This is a genomic window from Clostridioides sp. ES-W-0016-02 (assembly GCF_020641035.1).
Classification (GTDB): domain Bacteria; phylum Bacillota; class Clostridia; order Peptostreptococcales; family Peptostreptococcaceae; genus Clostridioides.
The window spans coordinates 1419206-1434721 of sequence record NZ_CP061361.1 but is presented as its reverse complement, the minus strand read 5'-3'; the positions used below and the strand labels follow the sequence as shown (position 1 = coordinate 1434721).

The window sequence follows — 15516 nt, the reverse complement described above, 5'->3', positions numbered from 1 at the left end:
AGTTTAATAACCTTTACTTTAAGTTTATAAGTTATAAATATTTAAAAGAGCTATATGTCTTTAAAAACATATAGCTCTTTTTTAACTATCTTCTAATTTTTATATTCTGATATATCCTATAATAATTCTTTATTATAAGTCTATATCCATTCTTTCAACATAGTGACAATTGACATCAATATGATTTAAAAAAACCAATAACCTTTCATAAAGTGGATAAGATTCTTCTCCATATTTGGATTCTAAGTTTTCACCTATTTCCCTAACAGTCTTTTGACCATCAATTTGTAAAAATACAAAACTAGAATATTCATCTAGCTCTATTTTTTTATATTTAGGTATTCTAGCTTTTAACTTTCTAAAAAACTTTTGAATCTTATGGTCCTGTTTTTCAAGTATAGTTACAATACCATTTTCATCTACTTCATATTCAAGTCCATCAGTAATTTTAAATACAATATCTAAAACATCATTACTCTTGCTCATTATTTTTTACTTTAGATAAAATGATAGGTAATGTTGTAAGTACAACTAAAACTATTAATAAAGCAATTGCCATTGAATTTGTAGCAGCAAAACCACTTGGTACTTTTGGAGTTATAACTCCAGTTACTTGTAATATTATACCTATTAAACCAATGATAGATCCACCTGCAACAAGACCAGAAGATAAACTTATACCATTAGAAACTTTAGCTTCTTTTTCTTTTTCAGATTTAGATACTAGTTCAACAAATAAACGAATTAATGCTCCAACTAATATTATAGAAGTTGTTGCTATTGGTAAATAGAATCCTATAGCTATAGTCATTATTGGTAAGTTTAATGCATATAACACAATTGCCATAAATACTCCAACAATAATCATAACCCAAGGTAAACTACCTGACATAATACCAGAAGTTAATGTTGACATTAAGTTTGCTTGTGGTAATGCAAATTGTACATTATCACCAGTAGCTTTAAGTTGGTCAGAAAGTAATAAGATTACTCCTACAACAACTATAACACCAACTATACTTGCAACTGTGAAGTAACGTTGCATTTCATTTTTGCTACCACCAATGATGTAAGTTACTTTTTGAGATTGAGTATATCCTCCAGCTATAGCAATAGCAACAACTATAAATGACCCAAATAAAAGTAATGATTTATTAGCTTCTAAATCAGTCCATCCCATTATAACAAATACTAATGTTACAATAACTAAAGAAGCTATAGTCATACCAGAAACTGGAAGATTTGATGTTCCTATTGTTCCTGTTAAACGTCCAGCTACTATGACGAATAATAAAGATAATAAAAGAGATATGATAGCTCCAATAATTGCCATAGCAATATTACCAGAAATCAAGAACGCTGCTAAGAACCCAACTACTACTCCACCTAATAAAAGTATCATTTGTATAGATGAACCTTCTTCTGCATCTCCAGTACTTGATTTAGCTTTAAGTGTTTCTTTTATAGAAGCGATTATAGTTGGGATAAGTTTTATTGCACCAATAATACCTCCACAAAGCATCATACCAGCACCTATATATTTTACATAACTACTAGATATAGCTCCAACATCCATTTGGTTAAGAGGCATTGCAGGATTATTCCATACCATAGCTCCATCTTTAGCCATATCAGTAAAGTAACCTATTAAAGGTGCAATACCAAAGTTTGATAAGATACTTCCTGCAAACATTGTTAAAGAAACTTCAAGCCCTACTATAAACCCAATTCCTAAAAGTAGAGGGTTTACTTCAATATCAAATTTCCATTTGTAAAATTTACTTCCTACAAGACTCATTACATTGTTTGCTACATTTAAGAATGAACCAGTTAATACAGTGATAAATCCACTTATTACAAATCCAATTCCCATGTATTTAATTGAGTCTCCACCAGCCTCTGAAGCAACAAGTGTTTCAGATATAGCCATTGATTCTGGGTACATAAGTTTACCATGTTCTTCAATTATTAAATAATTGTGAACTATTGCTGCAACTCCTATACCAAATAAAACACCACCAACTCCAACAGCTAAGCCTTCTAAAAATGTGATTTGGCTTCCAATTAAGATAACTGCTGGTAATACGAAAATGAATCCACTTGCAACAGATTCCCCACCACTTGACATACCTTGGATTAAGTTCTTACCAAGAATACCCTTTTGGCGAGCAAATGCTCCAACAAAAGCAGAACCTATTATAGCTCCTGGAATACCTGCTGCAACTGTAAGACCAGCTTTCATTCCAGAATAAGTTGTAGATGCGGCAAAAATGGCAGCTAAAATGATACCGATAATCAATACAGCTACATTTCCACCGGTTCTGGACTTATCTGTGATGTATGGAACGTAATCTTTTCCACTAACCTCACCATAAGCTCCCTTAGGTAATTTTTTGTTCATAAAATTTTCACCCCTTTTCAGTTTGTATATATTATAACATATATACATATAAAACTTAACTTTTTATTATTTTACAAATAGCGAGTAAAAACTACTAAAATTTAATCCCATATTATTAATTTCTATTTTTAGATATTTTTATGCTAATTTTCTTTTTATTTTTCGATTATACTAAAAAGGATTAAGATAAAAAATAAAAAATTTTTTTATATTAAAATTAAATTTGTTATAAAAACACCTTAAAACACGGAAAAGTATAAAAAATACAATAATCATCCTTATAAACAGATTTTCACCACAGTAAAAATGTACAGAAAATTCTTTCTTTTATGTCAATTGATTCATTCTTGAAAATAGGTGTCATAAAGAAACTTCTATAGTTCCTTTATAACACCTGTCATAATACAAAATCACTCTGGCAATGCCCTTTTATTTACTTTTCCAATTGGTGTAACTGGTATTTTATCTATCCTCATTATTATTGTTGGAATCATGTATGGAGGTAAATGCTCATTTAAATATTCTCTAACTGTTATGTCATTTATTTTTTCACTATCCTCATCATCAATCACATAATATGCACATATATACATATCTCCATCCTCATTTGTTCTTGAGATACAAACAACACTTTTAATTTCTGTAATATTGTTTATTATGTTTTCAATCTCATACAGCTCTATTCTAAATTCATCAATTTTTACTTGATTATCCATCCTACCAATATAATCCAAATTTCCATCATCTAGCCATCTTACCAAATCACCAGTTCTATACATTAATTTATTATGTTCACAAGTTTTGTAAGGATTTTCTACAAATACTTGCTCTGTTAAACCTTTTTTATTTAAATAGCCTCTTGATATTTGGATTCCTGATAGACAGAGTTCTCCTGGAACTCCAATTGGGCATAGTTTATTTTTTTTATCTAATACATATGCATAAGTATTAAAGATTGGCTTACCTATTGGTATTTTCCCATACTCTTTATCCACATGAAAAGAAGTTGATACAACAGTAAATTCTGTTGGTCCATACTCATTATATAACTCATAGTTACGTTTTCTATATCCTTTTAATCTTTCTCCTCCTGTCTGCACAATCCTAAGTGAACTGTTGTTACAGTTTTGTATAAATAATCTTGCAAACGCTGTTGGTAATGCTAGTATAGTTATATCATTTTCCTCACAATACTCATTTACTGTATATTCATCAAATTTTGCTTCTTCTGGCATAATGTTTATTGAAGCACCCATCAATAGATATGGAAATAGTTGTTTCATTACAGCATCAAAACTAAAACTTAAATATATCCCACATATATCACTTTCTGTAGCACTTATAGCTTCTATACTATAATAACACATGTTTACTAAACTCTTATGCTCTATAGCTATAGTCTTTGGTCTACCAGTTGACCCTGATGTAGATATTGTATATGCACAGTTTGATGGTGTTATTTTTTCAGTTAAGTCATATCTAATTTTAAATATATCTTCATCATTTATATCAATTACTATTGTGTTTTCATTTATAACCTTACATCTAAGTTCGTCTGTAGTTATTACTACTTTTGCATTACTATCTTCAAGAAGGTAATTTAATCTTTCTTCTGGATTACTTGTGTCTATCGGGAAGAATGCTCCTCCTGATTTCATAATTCCTATGGCTGTAACAATTATATTAATGTCTCTTGGCAACATTACAGCTACTATATCTTCACTTTTTACCCCTATATAATTTAAATAACCTGCAAGTCTATCAGTTAACTCATCAAGTTCTCTATATGTCAAATTTCTATTTTCATCTCTGGCAGCTACATTATTAGGTGTTCTCTCAACTTGTTCCCTAAATAAATCAATATAACTTCTGTCATATGGTATCTCACATTGATTATCATTAAAATCTTTCAATAATATTCTTTCTTCTTTCTTACATACAAATTCTAAATCTTCTATTAAAATGTTATTATTCCTTATTATCTGCTCTATTATATAATCAAATTGATTTAATATCCTTCTAATAGTTTCTCTTTTGTATATAGATGGCTTATATTTTATTTTTATTTTTAATGCCCTTTTAGTATAAACTATTACAGATAAATCATATCCTTTTTTTTCTATGTCATAGTCATATGATAAATCAAAACTTTTAGCTACAAATATTGTATTTATAAGTTTAGTATTCAGATGATTTTTATTCTCTATATCTGATAATAAATAGTATCCATATTCTAAAGACCTACTCCATTGCCTTTTTAAATTTTTTACAACATCTATAAACTTTTCGCTTTGTCGAACCTTAACTCTTATAGGAATTATATTTATTGTTTTTCCAAAAACTACATCATCTTCATATGTATACTTTTGTAATATAAGTCCATAGATAGTTTCTATAATAGAACTTATGCTTATATTATTCATTTTAGAATATTGAATTAGTTTCTCATGTTTTTCAATATCAATCTTAAAAATTTCATCTACAACTTCGTCAGAACAATCTTTATAAAAAAAATCATTTGGAATTTTTGCTAGATTGGTATAATCATCTAACAAATCCATCCAATAATTCATAGCTCGTTCTAAATTAACTTCATACATATCAAAATTCCCCCTTACTACTAAATCTATAGAAAAAATTCTTTTGGAATTTCATTTTTTTAAATACAGAAATATATTAATAATATATATGCAAGCTCTAAACACATGAGCTTGCATAAACTTATACTTATATATTATGACTATTAAATTCGTAATATTTATAATGTTTAAAATATATTATAACACAGATATGATTTTATTTTCTTACATTTATATAATATATAAATTATAAATTGTTATTTAATTAATGTATAATTATATTGTTTAGAATATGATATATTATATTAATTAAAATTTTATAAGAATAAGTTATATTTATTGAAAGGAGCTTTACAAATGAACATTTATGCTCACAGAGGTTTTAGTGGAAAATATCCAGAAAACACTATTCTCGCTTTTAAAAAATGCTTAGATATGGATATATACGGAATAGAACTTGATGTTCACAAGACTAAAGATGGAAAAATTGTAGTTATTCATGATGAAACGGTCGATAGAACTTTTAATGGACATGGTTTTGTAAAAGACCTTACTTTAAGAAAACTAAAAACATTGAACTCATCCTTTGAGGGTTACCAAAACAATAAAGAATGTAAAATTCCAACTTTAGAAGAAGTCTTAATCTTAATTTCGCCTACAGACCTTATCTTAAATATAGAACTAAAAACTGACAAAGTAAATTACACTAATATAGAAAAAGATGTTTTGAAACTTATTTTAAAGTATAATATGAAAAACAGAGTTCTTATATCTAGTTTTAATAGTAATAGCTTAAAAAATTTTCATAAGTTAGAACCCAGTATAAAAACAGCTTTATTATGCTACTTACCTATAAATAATGTAGTTGAATTTGCTAAATTTCTAGGAAATAGCTATCTTCACCCTCCTTTAATTTTAGTAAATGAATCTCTAGTTGAACTTTGTCACAAAAATTTACTAGGTGTCAATGTGTATACTGTAAATGAAGAAGAAGATATGCTACATTGTCTATCTCTTAATGTAGATGGTATTTTTACTAACTATCCAGATATAGCTTTAAACCTTTTACAATCGAAGCAATATAGCTAGTTATATAGTAGTTTATACTCCTTGACTTTTATATGATTAATATGTACAATTTTATTAAATTTAGCTTGGAGGTATACTTATGGATAACTTATTAAATGAACTTGAAGCTTTAAAAAGTAATTTGGATAATTTACCAATAGAAAAAATAGAAAATTACGATTTGAGTAAAACAGTTTTATTTATAATTGATGTCAATAATGGTTTTGCAAAACAAGGTGCCTTATACTCTCCCAGAGTAGAATCTTTGATAAAACCAATTGAAATTTTCGCAAAAAAAATATCAAATAAACTAAATAAAGTAATTGCATTTACTGATTGTCATACACCTAAATCTATAGAACTTTTAAGTTATCCTGTTCACTGTTTAGAAAGTGATGTGGAAAGTGAATTGGTTGACGAAATTAAATCTATAGAAAATCTACAAGTTTTCCCTAAAAACTCTACTAATGGATTTTTCGCACTAGAAAATTTAGACTTTGATGGGATAGACAATATAATTATAGTTGGTGATTGCACAGATATATGTATATATCAATTTGCAATAACTCTAAAATCTTATTTTAATCAATATAATATCGAAAAAAATATAGTTGTTCCTATGAATTTAGTAGACACTTATGACATTCCTAATGTTCATCCTGCAGAGATTTTAAACCTAGTATTTTTTAATAGTATGCTTCAAAATGGAATTAAGGTATTAAAGGAAATTAGCTTATAATAAATACTTTATAGATTTATATAGGGATACAACTTTGATAATAAGATTGTTCTATACAAATATTACTTAATACAATTAATTTAACATAACTAAAGTATATAAATATAGAAATCGCAATTTAAATATTCTTCTATACCTCTTCTGTAGGAGAAATTAAATTGCGACTTCTATTTTTTACATAATACTAATCAACTATACCGCTTCAATAGTTAAATTTACTTTTTAATAATCGTATTTATTTGTAGTTTCACACATAACTACTTTTATCTTTTTATTAAACATATTCTTATATTCTAATAAAAACTCATTTAATTCTGAGTCCATAAGATTTATTTTTTTGTCACTACAAAGCATTATTTTTTCTTGATCTATTATTACATTAATATCATTTAAATCATTTTTTATGAATGTTGTTATACAACTCTTAGGTTGAATTTTTTCACCATATTTCTCATAAAATCCTGCACTCTTTTTAAACGATTCTAAATCTTCTGTAGATACTTTGCTGGAAGTATTATTACTCATAAAACCTGCTGTAGAAGGGTCGATTCCAAAGTTTCTAAGTTGTTTTTCTACTTCTTCAGTGTCCATACCATATCTTTCCATGAACTGTTTTTGTATTTTCATAAACTTTTCTTGAGATATGTCATTATCTTTCATATAATCAAATATTTTTCTTGAAAATTCAGCCATCGACATCTTTCCATCCATAACAGAAAAATATAAGTTATATATGTATTGCTCAAATTTATCTACATCAGAATCTTTAACTTTGTTTTTTAATTCGTTAAAGTCAATTATTCTATCATCAGACATTTTTTATCCTCCTAGCTAAATTTTTACTTGTATAAGATTATACCATACTTCTAATATATTTATATATACACTATTTTTTTAATTTAACCATTTTTTCTGTTGCATCTAATTCACACATTCTTCCTAAAGGAATAGTTATCATTGGTATACAGTGCCCAGATTGTAGATTATATATAGCTGGCTTATTAACCTTCTGCGCAAATTCCTCCAATAGTTCTATTAAATCTTCTTCTTTGATACAGTCTTTAAAATCTCCAAAAATTATACCATTACATTCATCCAGTTTTCCTGAAGAATACAATTGAGTTAACATCCTGTCTAATTTATATTGACATTCTCCAATTTCTTCAATGAATAAAATTTTATCCTTTGCATCTATTTCATATTTAGTTCCTATTGTAGAAATTATTAGAGATAAGTTTCCTCCCATTATTATTCCCTCTGCTTTGCCTTCACATACAGTATAAATCTTTTCTTCTTTTGGATTTTCTAAGTATAACTCATCTTTAAATTCTAAAGCATCTACTAGAGATTTATAAGTAAATTCATCCCATTTAGCTACATTCGCTGCCATTATTCCATGATATGGTAAAAGACCACAATTTTTATAAAAAGCTAGATTTAAACCTGTTATATCAGAAAAACCTATAAATGGTTTAGGATTTTGTTTTATTATTTCGTAATTTATTTTATCTAGTATTCTTGTTGTTCCATAACCTCCTCTTAAACACATAATTATATCTACTTCTTCATCTAAGAACATCTCTTCTATATCTCTTACTCTAATATCATCATTCCCAGCTAAATAACCTTTATAATTTAGTCCACAACTTTCAGAAAATTTAACTTTATAACCATACTTCTCCAAATTAAATTTTATTTCTCCTAGACTTATATTTCTCAATGGTCCAGAAGGCGCAATTACTCCTAACATCTAAACACCTCTTCTTCTAAAATGATATATTCTAATTTATGCTAAACATCTCTACTATAATTATAAGACATTTTATTTATACTTGATACAGAATAATGTTTTATATAGAATAATATAATTATAATAATGAAGAAAAATAAATTTTTAATTTTAATATAGTTAGGATGTGTTTTATGATTAATATTAAAGCTCTTTGCCATGATATAAATGATTGGGTTATAGATATTAGAAGAGATTTACACAAAACTCCAGAACTTGGCTTAGAAGAATTTCAAACTAAGAAAAAAATTATTAAATATTTAGATGAAATAGGTATAAGTTACATTGAATATGAAAATCACACAGGAGTAACTGCATATATAAATGTAAATCCAAACTTTGAGACAATTGCTATAAGAGCTGATATAGATGCTTTACCTATAACAGAAAAACTCAATCTTCCTTATAAATCCATTAATTTAGGTAAAATGCATGCATGTGGCCATGATGCACATACTGCTATTTTACTTGGCACTTGTAATATACTATTTAAATTAAAGGATTATTTAAATGTAAATGTAAAGTTTTTTTTCCAACCTGCTGAAGAAACTATTGGTGGCGCTAAACTTATGATAGAAGATGGATGTATGAAAAATCCAGATGTAAATTATATATTTGGTCTTCATGTAAATCCCAATATTGATAAAAGTTTAATTGAACTAAAATACAATACTTTAAATGCATCAACAGATACACTTTGTATAACTGTATATGGCTCAAAATGCCATGGAGCTTATCCTCATCAAGGTGTTGATGCTATAGTTATCTCTGCTCATATCATAACTGCTTTGCAGACAATTGTCAGTCGAAATACAAACCCCACTGATTCTGTAGTTATTTCTTTAGGAAAAATTGAAGGCGGAATTAAAGAAAATATAGTTTGCGATAAAGTTGTTATAAAAGGAACCTTAAGGACTTTAACGCAGGAAACCAGAGATTTTTCAAAAAAACGAATTAGAGAAGTTTGTGATTTTACTTGCAAAACATTTGGTGGAAATATTGATGTTGAAATTGAAGAAGGTTATCCTTCCCTTATAAATTCAAATTCTCTTGTAGATTATGTTAAACAAAATGCAGTAGAATTATTTGGAAAAGAAAATATTTTGATTAAAGATACACCTACTCTTGGTGCTGAAGATTTTTCATATTTTTTGGAATATTGTGAAGGTGTTTTTTATCACCTTGGTTGTGCAAATCAGGGAAAAAATATTAATTCTCCTCTTCATACAGATACCTTTGATATTGATGAAGATTGTCTTATTACTGGTGTTATGCTTCATTCAAAAAATGTATTATCCTTTTAATTATATGCTTCTATCTCCTTTTTATATTGACTCTCACATGGTGTTAGGGTTTACTCTAAAATTACAAATAACAAACCAAATAATTGGAGGTAATATTATGAAACAAATTTTAGTAAACCCTATAGGAAAAATACGTGTTCAAGGTGAAGAAATTTCTATCAAATTGGATAAAAAGTATATACCTGCATTAAAAGCACTTGATGAATTTAGTCATTTAAATGTAATCTGGTGGTTTGATGGATTTGATGATGTTGAAGCAAGAAGTATCTTAGAAACTCCAAAGCCTTATAAAAAAGCACCTGATGTTATGGGAATATTTGCGACAAGGTCACCTATTAGACCTAACCCAATAGCATTAACTACTGTACAAATTATTAGCATCGACCATGAGCATGGTATAATAAGAATTCCATATATCGATGCTAATGATAATAGCCCTGTTATCGACTTAAAACCATATACTCCAAGTATTGATAGAGTTGAAAATCCCTCAGTCCCTGAATGGTGTAGTCATTGGCCTAAATGTGTAGAAAAATCAGGGGAATTTGATTGGGAAAATGAATTTGAATTTTAATTTATTTTAGATAGAGTATTAAATTAAAGGTAGAGTATTAAATTAAAAAATTCTAATTTAATACTCTACCTTATTATATTTTAATTCTATAAAATATTCGTTGTATTTCATTTTCTTGAATTATATAATTGATTTTATCCACTTTCATATTGGCAAATTATCTTGTATACTTAATATAAATAATTATAAAGGAGAATACTCATGACAATATTTAGTCTACAAACAGCAAATTTATTTGGATGGATAGCTATTTATAGCCCCTTAAACATCTTCTTTTTTACTAATTCTATAGAATAATTCTATAATTCCACTCTTTCTCCTAATCTTAAAACACTACAACCATTAAACAAACTTAAAAATAATATCTATCAATGTTTTAAGTATGTTAAACTAGTAAATGTAGCTACTTCTGTGTTACAATTTTATATAAATATTGTATATAGCAATAATAGGATAATAGATACTAGTTAGTGTTATATTTCTAATATCAGTTATTTTTCAGTTACAGATTTAATAATAATTAATAATGAGAAATAATATTTTTCTACCTCTTATTAATTGTATGTTTACTGTTATCTGTTATTATCATTAATAATAAATTTAAGGGGGCTTATATTATGAAGTTATATTTAAGTGCCGATATAGAAGGTACTTGTGGCATTGTAAATTGGGATGAAACAAAGCTTGAATGTGAATTTTCACAACACTATAGAACACAAATGAGCAAAGAAATAGCAGCTGCATGTAATGGAGCTACTCAGTCTGGTATGCATGAAATACTTGTTAAAGATGCACATGATAGTGGTAGAAATATTAATCCAGATATTTTACCTGAAAATGTCAAAATCCTTAGAGGATGGACTAAAGACCCACTAGTTATGATGGCTGGTATTGATAAAAGTTTTGATGCATGTGTATTTACTGGCTATCATTCTGGAGCTACTTGTAATGGGAATCCACTTTCTCATACTATGGATATTGACTATGACTATTTTAAAATAAATGATGAAATAGCATCTGAATTTACTATAAATGCTTATGCTGCTGCATACTATAATGTTCCTGTAGCATTTTTAAGTGGAGATGAAATGCTTTGTGAAAGTGCAAAAAAACTAAACCCAAATATAATCACTGTTCCTGTTTCAAAGGGAATTGGAAATGGCTCAATTTCAATCCACCCAAATCTTGCACTAAAAAAAATAGAAGAAGGTGTTCAAGAATCTTTATCTGGAAATTTATCTAGACACTTAATAAAATTACCAAACAAATTTAAAATTGAAATAAAGTTTAGAGAACATTACAAGGCTTTTAAAGCTTCTTTTTACCCAAGTATGAAAAAAATAGATTCTCAAACAATACTATTTGAAACAGAAGATTATTATGAATTTTTAAGAATGTTGTTATTTATATAAATTTCATGTTATACATAAGGAGTTGATTAAGATAAGTAATAAAAGAAGGATTCCTTTAGGCGAATTTATTTCTGTATTTTTATTTTTTGCTGTTTTTTTTGGTATAACTTTTTGTATTTTCACTGTTATAGGAATTGGCTTCTTATCATTCTTAGGTTTTGAATATAAATCTCTTGGGTCTGTACTAATTTTCTTTTTAATATATTTTTGTATAACTACCCCAATTGATTTTCTATGCACTACCATTTTAGATATATTTAGATATGTAAACAAATTGCCGTATTCAATTTATAAATTTTGCGAATTTATAATTGATTTTATACTGACTTTTTTAGCTATGAACATAATTGATACATTTATGGATTCAATAATGATTCCTTTAAGTACAGAAATTTTATTTGCCTTACTTTCTTATCTCTTATCTGAATGCATGGATTTTTTTGATAAAGATAAGAAAAAATCTTAATAAAAAGATAGATTACTTAATAGACGATTTATATATCCCTATTATCTAATCTATCTTTATTTGTGTAATCTTTTATATTTAAAATATAGTTTCTTCTATTTCTTTAGTCATCTTTATAGCATCATCAAAAAATTTATCTATATGCACCACTTCATCACTCAATCTTGAATACTCTGCTGCAAATGCCATTACATGACTTTCTATAGCATCTTTTGCTGCTGCTCTTCCTTTTTCTAAGTCTTTATTTAAAACTAATTTAATAAATTCAGTTATGAGATTTCTATCATATTCTTCTACCATATCTTTCTTATTTGATGGATTTATAACTACTTCTTCATTTTTTCCAAATTCTTTAATTCTTATCTCATTTTTATTTAAATCTCCACCAACTTCTCCCTGACTAAACATCATCTTTATAGTTCTTCCATTTTCTTTAGTAAATGCACATAAATTAAAAGTAGCAGTTACTCCATTTTCAAATTGTAATATATTTACCATGTTATCTACTACATTATTATCACATCTGTAAACACATCTTCCATATGGACTTGTCTCAAGTATCTTTAAAAGATTCTCTTTTGTAGGATTTATATGCACAGCTCTATTTATATTTCTGTCATTTTCTAGGTAAATTTGTTTTGCAGAATATGGACATTTCTTTTCTACCAAACATTGAAGGCAATTCTGTGCCATTTCTCCCCCAGCATTTTCATTATTAAGATGCTTTAAACTTCCAAATGCAGAGATTTTTTTACATCTACTACCTACCAAATATAATAGAATATCCATATCATGACAACTCTTCGCCAAAATCAAAGGGCTTGTCTCATTACTATTTCTCCAATTCCCTCTAGTAAAACTATGAGCAAAATGCCAATAGCCTATATTCTCATTATATTGTATACTAACTAATTCTCCTAATTTTTTACTTTCTACAATTTCTCTTAATTTATTGTAAAATGGAGAATATCTAAGTACATGACAAATCATAAAAATCTTATCTTTATACTTCTCACATAGGTCATTTATATGTACTAATCCATCTAAACTATTAGACATTGGTTTTTCCAATAATATATGATAACCTTTTTGAAGAGCTAAACTTGCTACATCATAATGTCTATCATCATTTGTAGCTATTATGACTGCATCTGCCATTTTATCCTGTTTAAAGAATTCTTCTAGACTTTCAAATACATTTTTGCTATTTAAGTTATACTTCTGTGCAAATAATTCACGTCTTCCTTTTTTTGGCTCTGCTACAGCAACTATCTCACATGTATCAGAATTTTCATAAATATATGGAGCATATGCATATGTACCTCTATTACCTGCTCCAACCACAGCAACTTTTACTTTTTCCATACTTTAAATTATCCCCTTTATATTATTCTACTACTTTATTATATTCTATTTTTAAATATATTTGGATATTTTTGATAAAAGAAACAGCAGTTATAGTTTTTTACTTTTAACTGCTGTTTTAACTTAGTATGCTATTCTTTTTTAGAATCATATTATTTATTTTTAATGTAAATTTTAATACCATTTTTATTTATTTTGCTTGTCAATTTCTTTTTCTAGCTTGTCTAATTTTTTATTGTATAAAAACATATAAAATGCTGCTGAAAAGACTATTACATATCCTACAACACTTAGCATATCTGGATAAACATTAAACAAGAATATACTCAAGATTGCTGAAAATATTATATTACTATAGTCAAATATAGAAATTTCTTTGGCTGGCGCATACTTATATGCTAAAGTTATACCAAATTGACCTAAACTTGCAAATACTCCACCTAGTAATAAATATACAAGTTGCATAAGAGTCATTGGTTCATACACTGCAAAAGCTATTGGTCCTACAGTAACTAATGAAAAAACTGAAAAGAAAAACACAATTGTATAATAATCTTCTCTATCTCCAAGAATTCTTAAACAAGTATATGCCATTGCTGCAAATACAGCTCCTGCAACTCCTCCTAGATATGGAATTACTTCAACACTAAATGTTGGTTTTATTATAAATAAAGCTCCTATAAATGCAATTATAATTGCCCCTATCTGTTTTATGTTTATTTTTTCTTTTAGAATAATTGCACAAAATATAACTACGAGAAAAGGACTCATTTTATTTAGCATATTAGCATCTGAAAGCATCAACTTATCAATTGCATAATAGTTAAATATAACCCCTAAAGTTCCAAAAATTGACCTATATAAAAGAACCTTCATATTTTCTTTTTTACCTGTTAAACTTCCTTTATGTTTTATGATTAGCCAAAACGCTATTATAGCCGATACCAAGTTTCTAAAAAATACTTTTTGAAAACTTGGTAAATCGCCTGCCAGTTTTACAAATGCAGACATCATTGCAAAACCAAGAGCTGATGCTATTATAAACATTATACCTTTTATTCGATTTGATTTGATTGTACTACTCATATTTACCTCTTTTCTATACAAATACATAAACCTATATTTAAAAACTACTTAAAAAACTAAAATTTCTAAATTAAATAATAATTATCTAAATATTCCAATTTATACTATAATTAAAAGTATAAATTATGTCAAGTAACTAATAAATCTTTTCAATTAATAACAATAATAATTATAAGTAAAAAGTTATATCTTTTTATAGATTATTCGCCAAATATATACTATAATTTTATATAGTATAGACTTTTTTTAATTTATTATTTAGATTTTTAGTGGATTTTTTAATTATGGAGGTATTTAAAATATGGAAATAAAAAGATATGAAGGAACTGGAAGAATGAGTAGAGCTGTAGTTCACAACAATACAGTTTATTTATGTGGACAAACTCATGCTGAAGGAGGAGTAGTTGAGCAAACTACTGAAGTTTTAAATAAAATAGAAGATTTATTAAACAAATATGGTTCAGACAAACAACATTTACTATCTGTTACCATTTATTTAAGAGATATGAAGGACTTTGAAGCTATGAACTCTGTATGGGATGCTTGGGTTGAAAAAGGATTTGAACCTGCTAGAGCTTGTGTTGAAGCTAGACTTGCTAGAGAACACTTATTGGTTGAAATGAGCGTTGTTGCTGCTACAAAATAATTGTTTTAAATTTAATAAGCAAATATAATTACTTTAACCTATAAGGAGATATAGTATTGATTAATACTACATCTCCTTATTATTTAA

Annotated in this window: 14 protein-coding genes; 7 read left to right on the top strand and 7 right to left on the bottom strand. The window is 27.2% G+C overall.

The genetic code is table 11. The features are described 5' to 3' along the window. Positions 1-132: 132 nt before the first annotated feature. The 3 genes from IC758_RS06960 to IC758_RS06950 all read right to left on the bottom strand — a co-directional run bounded on the left by IC758_RS06960 (position 133) and on the right by IC758_RS06950 (position 5001). Entirely contained in the window at positions 133-486 is a 354-nt protein-coding gene (locus tag IC758_RS06960) for a PqqD family protein (protein WP_227831185.1), read from the bottom strand. Continuing rightward, on the bottom strand, positions 473-2401 hold the full coding sequence (locus IC758_RS06955) for an OPT family oligopeptide transporter (protein WP_227434308.1): 1929 nt from the start codon (positions 2399-2401) through the stop codon (positions 473-475). The genes IC758_RS06960 and IC758_RS06955 overlap by 14 nt, the downstream gene beginning before the upstream one ends. Positions 2402-2811: 410 nt before the next feature. After that, on the bottom strand, positions 2812-5001 hold the full coding sequence (locus IC758_RS06950; RefSeq protein WP_227434307.1) for an amino acid adenylation domain-containing protein: 2190 nt from the start codon (positions 4999-5001) through the stop codon (positions 2812-2814). Between the two features lie 336 nt (positions 5002-5337). Here IC758_RS06950 and IC758_RS06945 point away from each other — a divergent pair, with 336 nt between their 5' ends. Beyond that, positions 5338-6069 carry a glycerophosphodiester phosphodiesterase gene (locus IC758_RS06945; protein ID WP_227434306.1) on the top strand — a complete coding sequence of 244 codons (732 nt, stop codon included), beginning with the start codon at positions 5338-5340 and terminating at the stop codon, positions 6067-6069. A gap of 79 nt (positions 6070-6148) precedes the next feature. Continuing rightward, positions 6149-6787 carry an isochorismatase family cysteine hydrolase gene (locus IC758_RS06940; protein WP_227860836.1) on the top strand — a complete coding sequence of 213 codons (639 nt, stop codon included), beginning with the start codon at positions 6149-6151 and terminating at the stop codon, positions 6785-6787. A 222-nt stretch (positions 6788-7009) separates the two neighbouring features. Here IC758_RS06940 and IC758_RS06935 read toward each other — a convergent pair whose 3' ends face one another. Together IC758_RS06935 and IC758_RS06930 are read right to left on the bottom strand one after the other, a co-directional pair. Then, positions 7010-7603, bottom strand: coding sequence for a DUF3867 domain-containing protein (locus tag IC758_RS06935; RefSeq protein ID WP_227434304.1), 594 nt, complete (start codon positions 7601-7603; stop codon positions 7010-7012). Positions 7604-7673: 70 nt separating this feature from the next. Next, positions 7674-8537, bottom strand: a complete 864-nt coding sequence (locus IC758_RS06930; RefSeq protein WP_227434303.1) for a S66 peptidase family protein — start codon at positions 8535-8537, stop codon at positions 7674-7676. Between the two features lie 173 nt (positions 8538-8710). Between IC758_RS06930 and IC758_RS06925 the strand changes: the two genes are divergently transcribed. From IC758_RS06925 to IC758_RS06910, 4 genes are all read left to right on the top strand, one after another. Continuing rightward, positions 8711-9880: a M20 metallopeptidase family protein gene (locus IC758_RS06925; RefSeq protein WP_227482277.1), complete on the top strand. Its 1170-nt coding sequence runs from the start codon at positions 8711-8713 to the stop codon at positions 9878-9880. Between the two features lie 97 nt (positions 9881-9977). After that, positions 9978-10454: an SAM-dependent methyltransferase gene (locus IC758_RS06920; RefSeq protein ID WP_227482276.1), complete on the top strand. Its 477-nt coding sequence runs from the start codon at positions 9978-9980 to the stop codon at positions 10452-10454. 617 nt (positions 10455-11071) lie between these two features. Beyond that, positions 11072-11866, top strand: coding sequence for a M55 family metallopeptidase (locus IC758_RS06915; RefSeq protein WP_227434300.1), 795 nt, complete (start codon positions 11072-11074; stop codon positions 11864-11866). Positions 11867-11888: 22 nt separating this feature from the next. Beyond that, on the top strand, positions 11889-12332 hold the full coding sequence (locus IC758_RS06910) for a regulatory YrvL family protein (RefSeq protein WP_227434299.1): 444 nt from the start codon (positions 11889-11891) through the stop codon (positions 12330-12332). Positions 12333-12410: 78 nt separating this feature from the next. On the opposite strand, the gene IC758_RS06905 is transcribed toward IC758_RS06910, so the two are convergent. Together IC758_RS06905 and IC758_RS06900 are read right to left on the bottom strand one after the other, a co-directional pair. After that, positions 12411-13697 carry a Gfo/Idh/MocA family protein gene (locus IC758_RS06905; protein ID WP_227434298.1) on the bottom strand — a complete coding sequence of 429 codons (1287 nt, stop codon included), beginning with the start codon at positions 13695-13697 and terminating at the stop codon, positions 12411-12413. 186 nt (positions 13698-13883) lie between these two features. After that, on the bottom strand, positions 13884-14783 hold the full coding sequence (locus tag IC758_RS06900) for a DMT family transporter (protein ID WP_227482274.1): 900 nt from the start codon (positions 14781-14783) through the stop codon (positions 13884-13886). A gap of 301 nt (positions 14784-15084) precedes the next feature. Between IC758_RS06900 and IC758_RS06895 the strand changes: the two genes are divergently transcribed. Next, positions 15085-15429, top strand: a complete 345-nt coding sequence (locus tag IC758_RS06895; protein ID WP_227434296.1) for a RidA family protein — start codon at positions 15085-15087, stop codon at positions 15427-15429. Positions 15430-15516 lie beyond the last annotated feature (87 nt).